The sequence below is a fragment of the Phyllobacterium sp. 22229 genome (assembly GCF_052056495.1).
Lineage (GTDB): Bacteria > Pseudomonadota > Alphaproteobacteria > Rhizobiales > Rhizobiaceae > Phyllobacterium > Phyllobacterium myrsinacearum.
On sequence record NZ_JBQEPA010000036.1, the window covers coordinates 1 to 18,078 of the forward strand.

Genomic DNA, 18,078 nt, shown 5'->3' on the forward strand with positions numbered 1-18,078 from the left:
CCCGCAAATTATTTCGCCGCTGGCGCAGAATGCTCATCTTACACCGTTTTACGGCGCCTTGCGCAGCTCCTGCTTGTTAGAATTACCGCAGTATTTTCAATGCCTTGCATAAAAACCCGCGGCCAATGCGAATAAACGACTGCTGATCTCAATCTATTTCATCAGCGGAGGCAGTTCGAACCATGTTCTCCGTTTGGCTAGAGCTTTCCATTGAAGGAGAATTCCAATGTTCGACATCACACGTCGCGCCGTTCTCGGATCCGCGGCCGCTGCGGCGGCCTTCGGGCTTTCCAGGCAACTCGAATTTATCCCGCCGGCATGGGCTGAAACACCAGTCGAACCGTCCGTGGGCTTCTACAAATACAAGGTCGGATCGGTCGAGATCACCGCCGTCTATGACGGCATCTGGCGCAAACCCCATGACCCGGCATTCATCAAAAATGCGTCTGTCGATGAGACCAAGCAGGCCCTGGCAAAGGCGGGCCTGACCACTGAATTCATGCCAATTCCGCTGACTGTCGTCGTGCTCAAAATCGGTGACCGGCTGGTGATGATGGACGCAGGCTCCGGCGTTGGCCAGTGGCAGGCGAATGCCACCCATCTGCCGGCGAACATGCAGGCGGCCGGAATAGATCATACAAAGATCGACACCGTCATCATCTCCCATTTCCACCCCGATCATGTGTGGGGACTGATGGAAAAGGAAACGAATGCCCCGGTGTTTCCGAATGCCGAACTGGTCGTGAACGAGACCGAATACAACTGGTGGACCGAACCGGGACGCGTAGACAAGCTGGCGGAAGGCCGCAAACCGGCCGGCAAGCGCATTGCCCAGGTTTTCCCGACATGGAAGAACTGGCATCTGGTCAAGGATGGCGCGGAAGTCGTCCCCGGCATACATTTGATTGCGGCCCCCGGGCATACACCCGGACATTCCACTTTCCTTGTCGCCTCCGGCAACGAGCAATTGCTTGTCTCGGCTGACACGATGTACGTGCCTGCCCTGCTTGCACCCCACCCGGAATGGCAAGGCAGCTACGATCAGGATGGCCCGACCGCCATCACCACCCGCCGCAAGCTTATCGATCGTGTGATCGCCGACAAAATACGGATCTGCGGTTCACATTTTCCATTCCCCGGCTCGGGCACCTTCGTCAAGGACGGCAATGCCTATGGCTTCACGGCCACCGTTCAAGCTTAGAAACACAGAGGAGACAGGATCATGATCAAGAATGCATTCATCGGCTTTGTAAGCCTTGTCACTGCCGCAACCCTTATGCCAGGCACTGTAGTCGCCCCTGCCTACGCCGTGGACAACATGGAGACGGCGGGTGCTCCGGATCTGACATCGGCGCGCGCAAAGATCGCAGCAAAAAATTATGCCGGCGCTTTGGAGGAGCTGCGAGGGCTGGCCGAAGACAGTCCACAGGCCGACGTCTACAACCTTCTCGGCTACACACTGCGCAAGACCGGTGATTTCGAGACATCTCTGACCTACTATACCAAGGCCCTGGAGCTCCAGCCCGATCACAAGGCCGCCCGCGAATATCTCGGTGAACTTTACGTTGAGACCGGGAAAATGGACAAGGCAAACGAGCAAGTGGCGTCGCTGACACGGCTTTGTCCCAATGGCTGCGAAGAACTTGAAGACCTGCAAAAATTCATTGCCTCAAACGGTACCAAATAACGCAAAGGCGGGCGGCCGGGCGCCGCCCGCCTTTTCCGCAAGTCCAAAGGGAGAAAACGTCGTGAACATGATGGCAAAAGGCACGCATCTCGCCGATGTTTTGATGCTGTTCAGCCGGCTGTTGCTGGCCTGGATATTCCTGCACGAGGGTTTCACGCTGGCCGCAAATCTGGATGGAACAATTGCAGTCATGGCAAAGCTCGGTGTGAATGCACCGCTTGCCCTGGCGACCGTCGCCCTTCAGATCGGCGCTGGCCTATCCATCGCTTTTGGCTTTTACGCCCGTCTCGGCGCTTTGGCACTGGGGATATTCTGCCTGCTGACGGCGCTGCTGTTCCACACCAATTTCGCCAACCAGAACGAGCTGCTGCATTTCGAAAAGGACCTTGCCATTGCGGGTGGCATGTTTGCCCTGGTCGTTGGCGGCGCCGGGAAGCTGTCCGTTGATAATTTGTTGCGGCCGCAGCCGCTACAGAGCTGACTGTGTCCGGGCCCCCGCCTTGACGACTGCGGCTCAGCGGCTGAAAGATGCAATGGTTTTCAGTGCGCCGTCGAGCGCAGTTCCCTTCTCGTCCTTGAGTGCCGCCTCGCGCAGACGCCTGATCCAATCAGCAGCATCGGCACGCCCCCTCAAATCATCAAGGCTTGAGAGCACACGATCAAATTTCGACTGCCCGCGTACATGCGTATCGCTGTACCCCTTGATCAACCGGCGGCAATGGATGATTTCAACACCAAGTGCGTAGTCTTCCCCCGCGCGGTCGAGCGCAAGCTTATACCAGCGTTGGAGATGATCCATTTCTACGTGATGGCGCAGAAGCGAGCGGCGCCAGCGGCGCAGGCCGCCAACGCACCAGAGCATGGCGAAGCCCGACATGCTGTCCGTCCGGATATGCCGGCCGCGATTGATGCGCCGGTCCACCCAGGCAAAGAGTTTTGGCCGCTTTTCGATGTAGCGACCGAGAGAGAGCGGCAGCGTGCCGCAGAATTCTTCCGCACGCGGATGAAAATACTCGGTCAGTTGCAGTACTGCCGCGTCATTGATGCCGACTTCGGCGCGAACGCGGCCATTCCGTTTGGATCGCGTTTTCAGATCAGCCACCCGGATCATGTCGTCATAGCACATGGCATTGGCAAGATGCTTTGCAGCGGCAATCGACAATGCGCAGGTTTCCGCCGCAAGGTCCGCCTTGACGGCCATATCCAGACGGTCGAGATATTCAGCCCCATAGGCAAGGTCCTGATAATCCGTGACTTTGCGCAATCCGCGCAGCGCCATATCCTGAACGGGCATCGGATAAGCCGCGATACGCACATTGAGCTGTTGCCACTGCGCGAGAAGCCGGGCGGGTCCCTTTGCCTGTTTCCCTGTGGGCCGCGCTTCTGACGCCGCTGCCGGCTCGGCCTGGCCTGCCTTGCTGGTTTGGTCATAGGCCGCTGCAAACGCCCGCAAGCTGGCAGCTGCCCCCCGGCCCGAACCATTGAGGATGCTCGCATAGCTCTCGCGGTCAAATGGTAACGCACCCGATGCGGCCAGTGCGCCGAACAGGCTTGCCGAGATCATTGATCCCGCCTCAAGCGCGACTTTTTCGAGATCAAGACAAACGAGATGCCGCGCCGCATTCTTCATCGTTGCCATCACCTGATCCGACGGCGCCCGCCCGTCGCCGGGCTCGATCTTCTCCGAAACCGCAGCGATGCGGTGGGAAGATGCAATCAGTGTCGTGCGGTTTGGCGTGACGAACCCCCGCATGACGGCGCGTCCCGCCTCCATCAGCTCCGCCGCAATCAGGATGTCCACATCCCCTTGAGCCGGCGCCAGGGCAAAGACTGGCATGCGGCCGGTATCCCGGCACATCTCGACATAGTAAATGGTCGCGCCGGTGCGCTGCGCGACACCTGCCACCGATGTGGATTGCGCCCGGTAGCCATTGTGTTCGGCAACGGCAGTGATCCAGTCGGCCAGCACACCGCCGCCCTGGCCGCCAACCGCCAATATGGCAAGTTTTATGATCGCGCCGGTGTCCTCCTCGAGGGGGCCGGCGGCCGATGAACCAGTCATGTCACGCATCCAAAAACTCCAGCCGCCGCTTTTCGCGCCTGTTTTGCAGCGCTCTGATCATCTTCCGGCGCAGCCTGTCGGCAAACTGCCGCCACGGATCTGGATTGTGAACCACGTCAGCCCTGTAGAACGATGGGCACAGCACGGCGGCATCCGCCACCTCCCCGCAATTGCCGCAACCAACGCAGCTTTGGTCAATATGGGCCACTGGATCATCCCTGAGCGGATCATCCAGTGTTTTTACCGACAGTGACGGGCAACCGGACAGCCGCATACAGGCATGGTCACCGGTGCAGATATCTTCATCGATGCCGAATTTCGGCTTGACGACGGTCTGACCCGCTTTGATCGCCGTGTCTATCAGAGGTTTTTCCCGGCGTTGCCGGTTCAGCATGCACTCGGACGATGCAATGATAACCTTCGGGCCGGTGTCAGGCGTGGACAGAGCTTCGCGCAAGGTATTGCGCATCCCGTTGACATCATAGGTATTTTCAATGTGACGAACCCATTTGACACCCATGCCTTTTACGGCCTCGGCGATCGGATGCTTCGTTGATTTCGACCGGTTGCTGGCACGCGACGAGAGAATGTCCTGACCGCCGGTCGCTGCGGAATAATAATTGTCGACGATAACAATGACGCCGTCATTGCGGTTGAAGACAGCGTTGCCAATGGACGAGGTCAGACCATTGTGCCAGAACCCGCCATCACCGACAAACGAGATCGAACGGCGCCTGGCGTCCGGAGAATTGAAGGCGGAAGCCGAAGCCGGGCCCAATCCGTAGCCCATCGTCGTTGCCCCAAGCTCGAATGGCGGCATGATCGAAAACAAGTGACAGCCGATATCCGATGCGATGTGGTGCGGCCCAAGTTCCTGCTCGATCAGTTTGGTTGCGGCGAAGATGGGCCGTTCCGGACAGCCGGTGCAAAAGCCGGGCGGCCGGCCCGGCACGATAGCGGCCAGGTCGGACATGTCCTGGGAAATATCCGTGGTGTTGGGTGCCCGTATGTGAGCGGGCAGCAGCTGCGATGCACGCTCGCGCAGAAACGTGCCGATGCCATCGAGCATCACCTGGCCCGTATATTCTCCGGCCATCGGCATGACTTCCTTGCCGATGACCCGCGTCGTGTGACCGGCCTTGTGCAGCATGGACGCGAATGCCTGCTCGATATAGTTCGGCTGACCTTCTTCAATGACCAGAACCGCATCCTTGCCGTCGCAGAAATTCAGGAATTCATCTTCAACCAAGGGATAAACGGCATTCAGTACATAAAGCGGCACGCGGGTCTCGCCATAGAGATCGGCAAGACCAAGGCGCTGCAAGGCACGGACAACACCGTTGTACATGCCGCCCTGCAGCACGATTCCGACCCGCGCGATATCCGGACCAAAGACCTCATTGATCTTGCGCGAACGGATAAATTCCACGGCCGCCGGCCAGCGCTTCTCCACCTTCTCCTTCTCATGCAAAAAGGAAGCCGGCGGAAGAACAATGCGCTTGGTATCCCGCCGCGGCGCATCCAGCGCATCTGCCACAGTCATCCGGGGGCGTTGATTGTCCTTGGCAGTGAATTGCCCGTGGACATGGCAGCAGCGAATGCGCACCTGCAACATGACCGGCGTATTGGAGGCTTCGGAAAGCTCGAAACCATCCTCCACCGATTTTACGATCGATGGAAGATTGGGGCGCGGATCCAGCAGCCAGACCTGGCTTTTCATCGCGAAAGCATGGCTGCGTTCCTGCATGATCGAGGACCCCTCGCCATAATCTTCGCCGACGATGATCAGTGCACCGCCCGTCACGCCACCCGACGCCAGATTGGCAAGGGCGTCGGAGGCCACATTGGTACCGACAGTGGATTTGAAGGTTGCTGCGCCCCGAATGGGATAATGCACCGAGGCCGCAAGCATTGCCGTCGCCGTGGCTTCGGACGCACTTGCCTCGAAATGCACCCCCAACTCACCCAGGATATCCTGCGCATCGGCAAGAACGTCCATCAGGTGACTGATCGGGGCTCCCTGATAACCGCCGACATAACCGACACCGCATTGGAGCAATGCCTTGGTGATCGCAAGAATGCCCTCACCGGAGAACTCTTCGCCCGCGCCGAGCCGAAGTTTCTCCACTTCTTTTGCAAAGGACCGTTCAGCCATCGGAAGTTCTCCTGTATCAGATTGCCAGTCCGCGCGCCGCCATTTCTACGCCTTGGGTATGAGCGCCAGCACGCGGGTCGGGCTGCCGGTGCCATTCTTGATCTTCAGCGGCGCGGCGATGAGGATCGCGCCCTTTGCCGGCAAACGGTCCAGATTGCATAGGCTGGCAAGGCCATAGCGGTTGGCCTGATGCATCAGGCTGTGCGCCGGAAACGGCGGGGTCATGCCGCCGGCCTGGCCCGCATCGGTGCCAATGGTCTCGCTGCCCCAGCCGATTGCGCCGGTCGCAATGATGTACTGAATGGCTTCGGCGGTTGGTCCCGGTGTATGCGGACCCGTCTCGTTGGCATTGAGGAAATCAGCCTCCGAGGCATTGCGCTTGTACCAGTCCGTGCGCATCACGACCCACTCGCCGGGGCGGATGGCGCCATGCTTTTCCTCCCATGCCTTCACATGATCGGCGGTCAGAAGGAAATCGTGATTTTCAGCCGCTTCCCTTGAACAGTCGATGACATTGACGGGCGCGACAAAGTTTTTGACCGCGATGGTATCGGTCGACCCGTCGGCGTAATCCTTACCGGTGATCCAATGCCGCGGCGCATCAAAATGCGTACCGGAATGCTCGCCGAGTTTCAGCCAGTTCCACGCCCACAAAGGACCATTCTTGTCATAGGCCGATATCTCGTGAATCTCGATCTTTGGCGTGTCTACGGCGAGTTCCGGCGGCAATTTGATCAGGGGCGTTTGCGGACTGAGTTCCGCTGCGAGGTCGACGACCTCCACACCGCCGGACAGCAGCAGTTCAGCCAATTGGCCAAGCAATTCGTTGGTTTTCATTGAAATGTTCCTCTCGTTTTCCGCGCTCTTTCAGTCGCTGTTCCCGCTGTCGATGCTACCGCGCAATGGCCGTCTTTGCACCTTGTGATTGCGCTCCATGACGCTCGATCAGGATGTGGAGCGCTTTCTCGAACCGGTGAATTTCCTCCATCGTATTGTAGTGAACGAGGGAGAGCCTAACTGCGCCGCTGTCCATGCTCAGATTCAGCCGCTTCATCAGGCGCGGTGCATACATATGGCCGTCGCGGATGCCGATCATCATGCCGGACATTTCTTCGGTGACGAGCTTCGGCGACAGATCGCCAATATTGAAACAGAAGGTCGGAACCCGCTGATCGATACGCGCCATGTCGTCAATGCCGTAAATCGTTGCGCCGCAATCCTTGAGCACGCGCAACATCTCGGCCGCGAGCTGAAGTTCATAGGCGCGGATTTTGTTCATGCCGGCGACGATGTTGTCACGGCGCTGCCTGTTGTTGGATGGAGCGAAATTGCGGCCGACGGATTCGAGATACCGGACCGCGGCATCCATTCCCGAAACATTCTCGTAGATAAATGTTCCAGCCTCGATCTTGTGGGGCGGCACATCGGGAATGAAATCCTCGCGAAACGTCGGCAAGCGCTTCAGCGTTTCGAAGCGCCCCCAGAGAAAGCCCATATGCGGGGAAAAATTCTTGTAGCCGGAACAGACGAGGTAATCACAATCCCACGCCTGGACGTCGATCAACCCATGCGGCCCGTAATGCACGCAATCGAGGAACACTTCCGCGCCCGCCGCATGCGCAACTCTGGCAACCGACGCGACATCGACGATCGACCCGATCGAATGGGCGGTAACGGTGCAGGCCACGAGCCGGGTGCGACTGGTCACCAGTGGCACAAGGTCGTCAACATGCAGGTTTCCATCTTCGCGCATGCGCCACCAGACGAATTTTGCCCCGGCGGACTCCAGCGCCAGCCAGGTAGCGATGTTGGCATCGTGATCCATGTCGGTGACGATGATTTCATCGCGTTCACCCAGCATCTGGCCGATGCCGAGGCTGACCAGACGAATGAAGGACGTCGCATTCATCCCGAAACAGACTTCCTGCGGGTCGCGCGCATTGATCAGCAGCGCCACACTTTCCCGCGCGTCGGCAACGGCCTTGTCGACCTGCACGCTGCGCCCATAACGGCCGCCGCGTTGAACATTGAAGTCGACCAGATGCGATTGAACGGCATCAAGCACGCTTTGCGGGATCTGAGCCCCGGCCGCGTTGTCGAAGAAAATGAATTCACCGGCCTTCTGCAAGGCGGGAAACATCGATCGCACAGTGCTGACCGGAAACTCAATTTCGTTGGTATGGGGCATGACGGATTCCCTTGATGTTCGGCGGCTGTGCCGATGTGTCGAGTTGTTGATGTCGCTTGCTTATCGCGAGCGCTGCTGCTTGCTGCGTTCCTCAAGGTGACTGACCAGCCGCACGAGCGGCCAAAGGAATGCAAGATAGATGATGGCTGCTCCGACCAGAGGTGTCGGATTGGCCATGAGGGCCTGAGCATCGGTCGCCTGCTTCAGAAGGTCCGGCATGGCAACGACGGAAGCGAGTGACGTATCCTTGTAGATCGACACGCAATTGCTGGTGAGCGGCGGAATGACGATCTTGATTGCCTGCGGAAGTATGACCTTGTGCATGGTGACCCAGAAAGGCAGACCGAGCGCAGATGCCGCTTCGAACTGCCCGCGCGGGATGTTCTCGATGCCGGCACGGCACACTTCGGCGGTGAAAGCCGCCAGCACCATGGACAAGGCAATCGTGGCGGATGTGAACGATGTGAAGCGGATGCCCGCTAGAGGCAGCGCGTAATAGATCAGGATGAGAATGACCAATATGGGCAGGGCGCGGAAAATATCGATATAGAAGACCGCCGTATATTTCAGCGAGCGTGGCCCATAAAGCCGCATCAGGCACAGGACAAGGCCGCCTGCGCAGCCGAAGACAATGGCCGCGCATCCCAGAAAGATGGTGTTACCGAGCCCGCGCAACAGGATCGGGAATGACTCAACCAGTATTTCCCAGTTGAAGAAGGTATTGATCAGTTCCATCGGGTTACCTGCGCCTTGAAGAGGCCTCTGGTCAGCACGCGGTTGTGCTGGCCGGCGCAATGCCGGCCAGAGAATGCCAATCGCTATTGAGCCTTTGGAACAGGCAATACGGTCAGGGTGCTGGTGCCCGGCTCCGGCGCGGTGCCGAACCATTTCGTATGAATTCCAGCCATCGTGCCATCGGTTTTCATCGCGGAAATCGTCTCGTTGACCTTCTCGATCAGCGGGCTCGTTTTCTTTGCCATCATCGCAAAACGCTCGCCGGTGGGAATGCGCACCAGTATCTGCAGTCCCGGCATTTTTGTCATGGCATATTGAAAGCCGGCAAGTTCGCCTGCGCCCCCGTCAATCCGCCCATTTTGTACTTCCATAAGGAGGTCTTGCTGCGTGTTGTAACTCTTGACTTCGGTGATCCCGAGTTTCTGGGAATTGGCCTTTGCCCAGGCATCCCCGGTCGATCCGGCCACCACGCCAATGGTCTTTCCCTTCAGCCCATCGAGTGACTTGAGCGCCGAGCCGGATTTCCCGACCACAGTGCCATCGCTGTCATAATAGGGCTGCGTGAAAGACTGATTCTTCAGCCGCTCATTCGTGATCGAAATCGAGGAAATAGCAAAATCGATGCGGCCGGAATTCGTCGCCGCAAACAGCGCCTGAAATCCCATATCCTGGATATCGGCGGTCAGGTTGAGGCGTTTGGCGACCTCGCGCACCACATCGATTTCATATCCTTCGAAATCGCCGGATGCTGTCTTGTATTCCCATGGCGGGTTTGCCGGATAGGCTCCGACAACGATTGATTCAGCGCTCGCCGAGGCGGCCGCAAAAAAACTTGCTGCAACAAGGATTCCCATTAGACGTGAACGGTTCAGCATTTTGTTTCCCTCTGTTTTTACCGTTTCAGTTGTCTTCTCTCAGGCTCATGCCCTCATCTTCATTCGGGCGTCATGGTCTCCATCGGGTGTTCATGTCATTGGATCATCCGCTTGAGCGAATGGCACAGCTCATCAACGTTGCTGCGGCTCGTCGCAAATCCTGGGGAAAGACGCAGGGTCGATCCGCGTGCATCACAATACAGGCTTTGCTCGCGCAAGACCGAAACAAGACGGGCCGCATCAATAGTCTCCGGCAATGAAAGCATGACGCTCCCGCCTCGCCTGCCCTGATCCAGAGGCGAGCCGAGGGACCAGCCGTTTTCCAATGACTGTTCTACAATAAGGCTGGTCAGGGCAGCATTCTGGGCGGCGATGGCATCGACGCCCGTGCCGATTGCCCATTCAAGGCCCGGCAGGGATGCTACAGACGCCAATATGGCTGGCGTCCCATGATCAAAGCGGCGGGCATCCGATGCGTAGGAAAAGCGGTTCAGGTCCCAGGAGAAAGGGTTTTCCTGACTGAACCAGCCGCGAAGTTCCGGCTCGCAATCGGCAAGCAGCTCCGGCCTTACCTGCAGAATACCGGCACCTGAGGTTCCGCAAAGCCATTTGAGCGAGGTGGAGACGACAAAATCCACATTGTTTGCCGTGAGCGAGAAGGGTGCGACGCCGACGCCCTGCGTGATATCGGCACCGACAATCGTGCCCATGCGGCGTCCGTGCTGTGCCAGCCGCCCGATATCGCAACGGTGTGAGGCAGTGGAGGTAACGAATGTCAGCAGCGCGACGCCGACGTCGTCCTGCCAGCGTGCAAGCATATCGTCATCGCGAACCCATTTTTCCCCCGGCCGCAGCGGCACGGTATCGAGGACAAAACCAAAACGGCCGGCAATCTTCGCCAGCATGAAATGCAGACTCGGAAAGCAGTCTTCGGCAATGAGGAAACGGCGCCCGGAAAGTGCGGTTTTGGGAAGACCGCCAATCAGGCTGTACAGGGCGGCCGTCACGTTCTCAGCCGTTGTCAGCGAGCCTGCCGGTGCGCCGATCAGTCCGGCCCATGCATCCATGAACCGCTGCCGCGCGGCAAGTGCCGCAGGCCACTGCCCGTCATTTTCCGCACACCATACCTGTGAAAATGCCGTCAGCGCGGTGCTCACGGCGGCTGCCTTGCCAGGAAAGGTACCGATCGAATGGTAGAGAAAATAGCCTGACATGCCCGCCTCTTGTCAATTTGTGATCATTTGATCACAAATCTAAAAAACCGTCAATTGCCCCTCACCTGCATCTTGCAAAAACGGTTCTGCGCATTCAGCTTGCGGGAAAGATGCCGGGCGGATGTGCTGCGGCCTTGAGCGCCTCAAAAAAATTCGGCTCTCTTGGACCATGGCGCCTCGTGACAGCTTTGCTTGATTGTAATCGTTACCTGTTTCAGGCTATCAGCCATAGAGTGAACAGCCCGGCGGATTTGTTCCCGAATGCAGGGGAACGCACACCGGCGCAGCGAAGAAGGAAATGTCCAGGTGGAAATGAGTTTTGGGCCGGTTTCTTCACGCACCACCATTCAGGACGGCGTTTATCAGCAATTGCGCCAGGCCTTGATGAATGGACAGTTCGACCCTGCTCAAAGCCTGACCATCGCCGGATTGGCCGAGACATTCGGCACCAGCAACATGCCGGTGCGTGAGGCGCTTCGCCGCCTTGCCGCAGAAAATGCGCTGGAGATTGCCGCGAACGGCTCAGCACGGGTTCCCATTGTTACCGTGGCAAGGCTGGACGACCTTTGCCGTGCGCGCATTGCCGTGGAAGCTTTGGCAACGGAACTTGGAGCCCCGCTTTTAACGGAAGCGGATCTCGAGATTCTCGAAAAGATCGTTGCGGAGCAGCGGGCAATCGGCCGCCAGGAAAATATCTACACGCTCATCGGCAAGAACCAGCAATTTCATTTCACCATATATAGGGCTTCCGGGTCCGACGTCCTCAATCAGCTCATTGAGACATTATGGCTGCGTTTCGGACCTTACATGCGCATGCTCTCGACCCATGTGGCACCCTTGATCCGCGCGGGCGAGTCGGAACCATCCGGACGCCACGCCACCATTGTCGAAGCCCTGCGGCAGAAGGACTTCGCCCGCGCCAGGGACGAAGTCATTGCCGATATTCGCGCGACGCAGGATGTCTTGCGCGCTCTTTGCCCGAAATAGCAGGCAGCGTTCACAAACGCTGATACCGCGCAAGCAGATCCACCAGCGTCTTGGCATTGATCGCATCGACCCGGACCCGGTCATATGACGTGCCCCCCAGGCTTTCCGCCGCCAGCATCGCATTGACGACAGCCTCTTCAACGCAATCGACAACAGCCGAATAAATTGGGTCAAACTGTTCGTCATTGATGATCTCGAGCGGCAGGTGTGTGCCGGACTTGTGGCGCATCGGCTGTTTGTTGGCCGTGGAGAAGGCGAGGAAAATATCGCCTGAATTGTTGCCGCCCGGCGTGCCGTTACGGCCAATTCCGATGGTGCAGCGGCGTGCGATGCGTTTAAGCTGGTGCGGTGCCAGCGGCAGATCGGTTGCCACGACGACAATGATCGACCCGCGCTCCCTGAGCTGGCTGGCTGGCGTGCCGTCACGCAGATGTTGTCCAACCGGAACGCCGCAGATCGTCAGCCAGTCACGCTGGCCGTGATTGGCCTGCACCAGCACGCCCAGCGTGTATTCTGTTTCACCAATTTCCACGACGCGGGAGGACGTTCCAGTTCCGCCCTTGAAGCCATAGGTGATCATTCCGGTGCCCCCGCCGCTGTTACCCTCGGCAACGGGACCGGCGGCCGCAGAATTCAACGCGGAAAATACGTTCTCTGCCGTCACATGCTGGCCATTGATGTCATTGAGCAAGCCATCATAGGTTTCCGCAACGACCGGCATCACCCACAACAGGTCTCTGGCATTATAGGTATCGGGATAACGTTCAAGCATCCACTTGATCGCGGCATGATGGGCAATCCCAACACTGTGCGTGTTCGTCAGCAGGACCGGGCCTAGAAAATAGCCGCCATCCTCGATCCAATGCGACCCGGTCATCTCGCCATTTCCGTTGTACCGGTGGATACCGGCATACACGATCGGAGGCTCGGCATCCTCGGCATGCGGTATGATTGCCGTCACGCCCGTGCGTACCGGCAGCTGGCGGCCTGCCCGTGGCGCATTCTCGATGATCGTCTCGAACCCCACCTTTACGCCTCTGACATCGGTGATCGCATTGAATGGCCCGGTTCTTCCCTTGAAAGGCAATCCCAGCTCACGAGCGCGCGGAGTTTTATTGTCGTTTGTCATGATTGTGTCTCGTCGTTCAGGATTTTTGGCGGGACCGGAAATAGAGGCCCAAAGAGGCGATGATGACAGAGAACATCAGCAGCATCACCGCAATGGCATTGATTTCCGGCTTTATTCCACGGCGCATCATGGAAAAGATGAACATCGGCAGTGTCGTAACGTCGACGCCGGCGATGAAATAGGTAATGACCAGATCATCCATCGAAATGATGAATGCCAGGAGTGCCCCGCCGATGATCCCCGGCATCAGTTGAGGCATGACCACGCGCCTGAACGTCATCCACTCATTGGCTCCAAGATCGGCCGAGGCGTGTTCGAGCGTGCGGTCCATGCCGGCAAGACGCGCCGAAACCACAATGAACACATACGAAATCAGAAACGTGCACTGGCCGATGATGATGGTTCCGATGCCAAGGTGAATTCCGGCCGAAACAAAGAAGATGAGCAGTGCAATTCCAAGCACGATATCCGGCATAAGCATGGGCAAGAACAGGAGAACGCGATAGAGCCTCTTGCCGAAGAAATGGAAACGGTGCACCGCCAATGCGGCGGCTGTGCCGAAAAGCGTGGCGACCGCCGTCGTTGAAAGCGCGATCAGCAAACTGTTGCGCACCGCCTGAAGCAGTTGATCCGTCGATTCCAGATAGAGTGCGTTCTCCGAAATCGTCGTCTTGAAGCCGAGAACCTGAGCGTACCACTCCGTGGTAAAGCCTGACCACGTCATCATGTTCACGGGATTGGCGTTGAAGGAGTAAACGATGATCAGAAACAGTGGCAGGTAAACAAAGACAAAGAACAGCACGGTGTAGAATGCGAGGGTGCTGCGTCCGATCGATCTGATGAGTTTCATGATTATCTCCTACCGGCCGGGTGCAGGGATTTGGCTGCCGCGGCTTTCCTGCCGGACATAGAAGAACAGGAGGACAAGCATGACACTCATCACAAGCATGGCCAGCGCGGACCCGAACGGCCAGTTTCGGGCGGACAGAAACTGCTGTTCGATGAGGTTGCCGAGCATCTGAACCTTCGCGCCGCCCAGAACCGCCGGGACGACAAAGTTCCCAAGCGCGGGGATGAACACGATGATCGAGCCGCCGACGATACCGGGCAGCGTGAGCGGCAGGATGATCCGCAGGAAGGTTCGGACCGGACCCGCTCCCAGATCCTGCGATGCGCGGACGAGCGACCAATCAAGTTTTTCGACACTTGCATAGACGGGCATGAACATGAACGGAATGAAGATATAGACCATGCCGACAATGATCGCGCCGTCGGTATAGATCATCTCGAGCGGCCGATTGATAAGACCTGTTTTCAGCAGAAGCTCATTGATGAGACCAGTTTGCCGCAGGAGCAGAACCCACACAAAAAGCCGAACGATCAGACTTGTGAAGAATGGCAGCGTGATGAGGAACAGGCTGATATTCTTCCAGCGCTCGGACAACCGGCTTATCTGGAACGCGGCGGGATAACACACCAGAAGCGTAACGATGACCGTCAGGGCTGCAATTCTGATCGACCGGAGAAAGATCGCGATATAGATCGGATCGTATTCCTCAAAAGCCGGATCAGCGAACCCGAGAATGCGCCCGAAATTGTCAGGGTAGAAGTGCCATTCGACGCCGCCATAAAGACCCGGCGCCAGAAAACTCGTCACCATCATGATGAAGAGCGGCCCAAGGAAGAAAATGGCAAGGAACAGGCTCAAGGGGCCCAGCAATGTCCCCAGTTGAAGGCGGTCGCGCGTCTGGAGATTCATGCGGAAGCGCCTCCTTTGGCGTTGCCGGGCATGAGATGGACGGCAGCGGGATCATAGGTCAGCACTGCCTTGCGCTCCTGTTCCACCGCTGCAATCCTTGCCGTATAGGCGGCCGGGATGATCGCCGACAATTTGCGGCCCCGCGCGGTGCGCCCCAACAATTCGAATGACGATCCGACGAACACGATCTGTTCGACCTCGATTTCGATGGAAGAATCTGGCGTACCGGCTGCGGAAAGCGAGAGCTGTTCGGGACGGATCAGGGCGGTCACGGGATTGCCGCCGTGGAACGCCTCGACACCATGCAGGCAATGAATGACATCGCCTTCTCCCGTCACCACGGATTGTCCGCTGACGGTTCCCTCGAAGAGGTTGCTTGCGCCGATGAAGCTGGCAACAAAGGCATTGGCTGGCTTGTCATAAATCTTGCGCGGTGTATCGAGCTGCTGGATCGTGCCGCCCTGCAGAACCGCAATGCGATCCGACATGGTCAAGGCCTCCTCCTGGTCATGCGTGACGAAAATGAATGAAATACCCAGTTCATGCTGGAGCGTCTTCAATTCGATCTGCATGGCTTGGCGCAGGTTGCGGTCAAGCGCCGACAGGGGTTCGTCAAGCAACAGCAATTTTGGCCGGGCAACGATGGCACGCGCCAGGGCAACCCGCTGCTGCTGGCCGCCCGAGAGCTGGCGCGGACGCTGGCTTCCCAGATCTTCAAGGCCGACCATGCGCAGAGCCGCATCGACGCGCTGCTTGCGTTCGCCCTTGGGAACGCGGGCAACCTCCAGCGCATAACCGGTATTCTCACCCACGGTCATGTGCGGAAACAGGGCGTAATTCTGAAAAACCGTGTTGACTGGCCGCCGATGCGGCGGCGTATCGACCACGTTCTCCCCGTCGATCATGAGGCGCCCCGTATCCAGCGCGACGAATCCATTGATCGCCTGAAGCAATGTCGTCTTGCCACAACCCGATGGTCCCAGCAGCGTCAGAAATTCGTTGCGCCGAACGTCAAGATCGATCCCGTTCAAGGCATTGATCGTCCGGCCTCCCGGAAGCGAAAATGACTTTCGCGCATTCTCCATTCGAACAATGGAATCCTGCATCTTGTGTTCCCCTTTGGCATGTTACTTAAATAACTCTTGCGCCTTTCTGATATAGAGATATCATTTAGCACGTGAAGTCAACGGCTCGTCAGAAGCCGGCACGAGACACGCAAGGGAACCAAGAACAGGCACAAGGTGCCGAATGAGGAGAACGGAAAGATGACCCAAAAAAGTTACGCATCCGCGCTCGGCACAGTGCGCCGGCATGCATTCATTGCCGTGATGACCGGCACCATGCTGGCCAGCTGGAGCGCGGGCGTTCACGCAGCCGATCAGTTGAACATCTATAATTGGGGTGAATACATCAACCCCGAAGTCCTGAAGAAATTCGAGGACGAAACCAAGATAAAGGTCAATCTCGCCACATACTCGTCGAACGAGGAAATGCTTGCCAAGATTCAGGGCGGCGCAACGGGATACGACATCGTGTTTCCCTCGGTGCACATGCAGGACATCATGGCCAAGCTCGATCTTCTGCAAAAGACCGATATCAATCAGTATGAAGGCTTCAAGAATATCGATCCGTCGTTCCTGCGCACCAAGAGCGACACAAAGGGCGAATACTGCCTGCCCTATGCCTGGGGTTCGGTCGGAATCATGTACAATCGCAAGATTCTCGGCAAGGACATCACCGGATGGCATGATTTGCTGGCGACGGTGAAAGAGAAGAAACTGAAGTTCACGCTGCTCGACGATATGCGCGAAGTGCTTGCGGTTGGCCTCATCCTCAATGGCAACACTATCAATTCCACCGATCCCAAGCAGTTGCAGCAGTCGGCCGATACGATCATAGCGATGAAACCGCAGGTCGCAGCATTCACCTATGACTCACGGCCGTTGGTGCAGTCGGGCGATGTTGCGGCGGCGCATTTTTTCGTCGGCTCAATGGTTGACGTGTTCGGCAATCAAAAAGATCTGGGCTATGTTATCCCGGAAGAAGGAGCCACCATGTATCAGGAAGATATGTGCGTGCTCAAAAGCGCGCCAAACAAGGACAATGCGGTCAAGTTCATGCAGTTCTACACCCGGCCGGAGGTTGCGGCCCTGAATGTCTCCCAACAGACCAATGGCACGCCCAATGTCCCGGCCCGGGCATTGACACCGGACAGGATCAAGAACAGCACGGAAATCAACCCGACGGCAGAGACGATGAAGCGGCTGCAGATATTTGAAGATCTCGGCGCAAACCTGCGTCAGGTCGACCGGGTCTGGACCCGGGTCAAAACTGCGCAGTAAATAGACCTATCCGGCCAGCAGACCAACCTGGCCGGAACCCGGCCAAGATGGAGGAGCCGCCCATGAGCAAGCTCATACTGGAACGCGTCAGGCACCAAGAGATGCGGCAATCCAATTCCGACAAGCTGATTTCGAGCTACCTCGAACGCAACATCAATGAATTGCCGTTTGAAACCGCACGGTCAATTGCCGGCAGGGTCGGTGTCAGCCCCATGACCGTGGGCCGTTATCTGCGGCGCCTGGGTTTTGAAGGCCTTGACCAGCTGAAGGATGAACTCAGGCGCGGGAACAGCAATCCCGCATGGCAGGTCAAGGGACCTCTCGAAGGCCTGCAGGCAGATATTCGCGATGGCGAATTGCTGGCCGGCCTTATCAAACAGCAGATCGACAATCTTGGCCATATCTACGAACTGACAACGAAGGCCGAATGGCGGCAGGCTGTGACGACGCTGATCGAGGCCCAGGAGGTCTATGTGGCGGCTTTTCAGAATGTACGCGGCATCGCCCAGTATTTCGCCGCCCAGCTTTCCTATGCGCGGCCGCGGGTGGAATTCATCGATGGTCTCAACGGCACCTATGCCGAACTGCTCGACGGTTCCGTGGAGAACCGGTGCCTGTTTCTTTATGACGTGCGCCGGTTCGCGGCAAAGGCACGTCCCTTGGCCATCGAGGCCCGCAAATCCGGCGTCAAGGTCATTCTGTTGACCGATGAGTTCTGTCCGTGGGCGGAAGACGTGGCTGATGTCGCCCTCATCCTCCCCGGCGCCCACGGGCCACTATGGGATGGCGCGGCAACCATCACCGCCGTTCTGGACTTGATGGTAAGCAATGTCATCGTTCTCCTCGGCGAACAGGTGAATGAACGCGTGGCCAATCTGACGAGGCTGCAGAATTGCTTCGGCGACTTCGAGGCGTGATGCTGACCCGGTTCGATAATGCCGCCCG

General features: G+C 57.7%; 17 protein-coding genes. 6 read left to right on the forward strand and 11 right to left on the reverse strand.

The window, feature by feature from the left end; all coding sequences use genetic code 11:
* Positions 1 to 226 precede the first annotated feature (226 nt).
* The 3 genes from ACTJJ7_RS26970 (at position 227) to ACTJJ7_RS26980 (ending at position 2,168) form a co-directional block, all read left to right on the forward strand.
* Complete coding sequence (locus tag ACTJJ7_RS26970) at positions 227 to 1,201, forward strand: MBL fold metallo-hydrolase (protein ID WP_440969391.1); 975 nt, start codon at positions 227 to 229, stop codon at positions 1,199 to 1,201.
* Positions 1,202 to 1,276: 75 nt separating this feature from the next.
* Positions 1,277 to 1,687 (forward strand): tetratricopeptide repeat protein, encoded by a 411-nt coding sequence (locus ACTJJ7_RS26975; protein ID WP_425350487.1) that lies wholly within the window; start codon positions 1,277 to 1,279, stop codon positions 1,685 to 1,687.
* A 67-nt stretch (positions 1,688 to 1,754) separates the two neighbouring features.
* Entirely contained in the window at positions 1,755 to 2,168 is a 414-nt protein-coding gene (locus tag ACTJJ7_RS26980; protein ID WP_440969407.1) for a DoxX family protein, read from the forward strand.
* A 33-nt stretch (positions 2,169 to 2,201) separates the two neighbouring features.
* On the opposite strand, the gene ACTJJ7_RS26985 is transcribed toward ACTJJ7_RS26980, so the two are convergent.
* From ACTJJ7_RS26985 to ACTJJ7_RS27015, 7 genes are all read right to left on the reverse strand, one after another.
* Positions 2,202 to 3,758 (reverse strand): indolepyruvate oxidoreductase subunit beta family protein, encoded by a 1,557-nt coding sequence (locus ACTJJ7_RS26985; protein WP_440969392.1) that lies wholly within the window; start codon positions 3,756 to 3,758, stop codon positions 2,202 to 2,204.
* Positions 3,751 to 5,904 (reverse strand): thiamine pyrophosphate-dependent enzyme, encoded by a 2,154-nt coding sequence (locus ACTJJ7_RS26990; RefSeq protein ID WP_440969393.1) that lies wholly within the window; start codon positions 5,902 to 5,904, stop codon positions 3,751 to 3,753. Before ACTJJ7_RS26990 ends, ACTJJ7_RS26985 begins: the two co-directional genes overlap by 8 nt.
* Positions 5,905 to 5,949: 45 nt before the next feature.
* A complete protein-coding gene (locus ACTJJ7_RS26995; RefSeq protein WP_440969394.1) occupies positions 5,950 to 6,741 on the reverse strand; it encodes a cyclase family protein in 792 nt (263 codons plus the stop codon).
* A 55-nt stretch (positions 6,742 to 6,796) separates the two neighbouring features.
* Complete coding sequence (locus tag ACTJJ7_RS27000) at positions 6,797 to 8,092, reverse strand: cysteine desulfurase-like protein (protein ID WP_440969395.1); 1,296 nt, start codon at positions 8,090 to 8,092, stop codon at positions 6,797 to 6,799.
* A gap of 60 nt (positions 8,093 to 8,152) precedes the next feature.
* Positions 8,153 to 8,827, reverse strand: coding sequence for an amino acid ABC transporter permease (locus tag ACTJJ7_RS27005; protein ID WP_130273075.1), 675 nt, complete (start codon positions 8,825 to 8,827; stop codon positions 8,153 to 8,155).
* A gap of 83 nt (positions 8,828 to 8,910) precedes the next feature.
* Positions 8,911 to 9,702 (reverse strand): ABC transporter substrate-binding protein, encoded by a 792-nt coding sequence (locus ACTJJ7_RS27010; protein WP_105735348.1) that lies wholly within the window; start codon positions 9,700 to 9,702, stop codon positions 8,911 to 8,913.
* 95 nt (positions 9,703 to 9,797) lie between these two features.
* Complete coding sequence (locus ACTJJ7_RS27015; protein ID WP_105735349.1) at positions 9,798 to 10,916, reverse strand: aminotransferase class V-fold PLP-dependent enzyme; 1,119 nt, start codon at positions 10,914 to 10,916, stop codon at positions 9,798 to 9,800.
* A 312-nt stretch (positions 10,917 to 11,228) separates the two neighbouring features.
* On the opposite strand from ACTJJ7_RS27015, the gene ACTJJ7_RS27020 reads away from it, so the two are divergent.
* The gene (locus ACTJJ7_RS27020) at positions 11,229 to 11,903 is read left to right on the forward strand and encodes a GntR family transcriptional regulator (RefSeq protein WP_105735436.1); all 675 of its coding nucleotides are present in this window, start codon (positions 11,229 to 11,231) and stop codon (positions 11,901 to 11,903) included.
* Between the two features lie 10 nt (positions 11,904 to 11,913).
* Here the strand turns inward: ACTJJ7_RS27020 and ACTJJ7_RS27025 are convergent, their stop codons facing one another.
* From ACTJJ7_RS27025 to ACTJJ7_RS27040, 4 genes are read right to left on the reverse strand one after another with little or no spacing between them, the layout of a single operon-like run.
* A complete protein-coding gene (locus ACTJJ7_RS27025) occupies positions 11,914 to 13,032 on the reverse strand; it encodes a DmpA family aminopeptidase (RefSeq protein WP_105735350.1) in 1,119 nt (372 codons plus the stop codon).
* Between the two features lie 16 nt (positions 13,033 to 13,048).
* Complete coding sequence (locus tag ACTJJ7_RS27030) at positions 13,049 to 13,882, reverse strand: ABC transporter permease (protein WP_440969396.1); 834 nt, start codon at positions 13,880 to 13,882, stop codon at positions 13,049 to 13,051.
* Between the two features lie 9 nt (positions 13,883 to 13,891).
* Positions 13,892 to 14,791 (reverse strand): ABC transporter permease, encoded by a 900-nt coding sequence (locus ACTJJ7_RS27035; RefSeq protein ID WP_105735352.1) that lies wholly within the window; start codon positions 14,789 to 14,791, stop codon positions 13,892 to 13,894.
* Positions 14,788 to 15,897 (reverse strand): ABC transporter ATP-binding protein, encoded by a 1,110-nt coding sequence (locus tag ACTJJ7_RS27040; protein WP_440969397.1) that lies wholly within the window; start codon positions 15,895 to 15,897, stop codon positions 14,788 to 14,790. Before ACTJJ7_RS27040 ends, ACTJJ7_RS27035 begins: the two co-directional genes overlap by 4 nt.
* A 159-nt stretch (positions 15,898 to 16,056) precedes the next feature.
* Here ACTJJ7_RS27040 and ACTJJ7_RS27045 point away from each other — a divergent pair, with 159 nt between their 5' ends.
* Positions 16,057 to 17,133 carry a polyamine ABC transporter substrate-binding protein gene (locus tag ACTJJ7_RS27045; RefSeq protein WP_105735354.1) on the forward strand — a complete coding sequence of 359 codons (1,077 nt, stop codon included), beginning with the start codon at positions 16,057 to 16,059 and terminating at the stop codon, positions 17,131 to 17,133.
* A 62-nt stretch (positions 17,134 to 17,195) separates the two neighbouring features.
* On the forward strand, positions 17,196 to 18,050 hold the full coding sequence (locus ACTJJ7_RS27050; RefSeq protein WP_130273078.1) for a MurR/RpiR family transcriptional regulator: 855 nt from the start codon (positions 17,196 to 17,198) through the stop codon (positions 18,048 to 18,050).
* Positions 18,051 to 18,078: the final 28 nt, after the last annotated feature.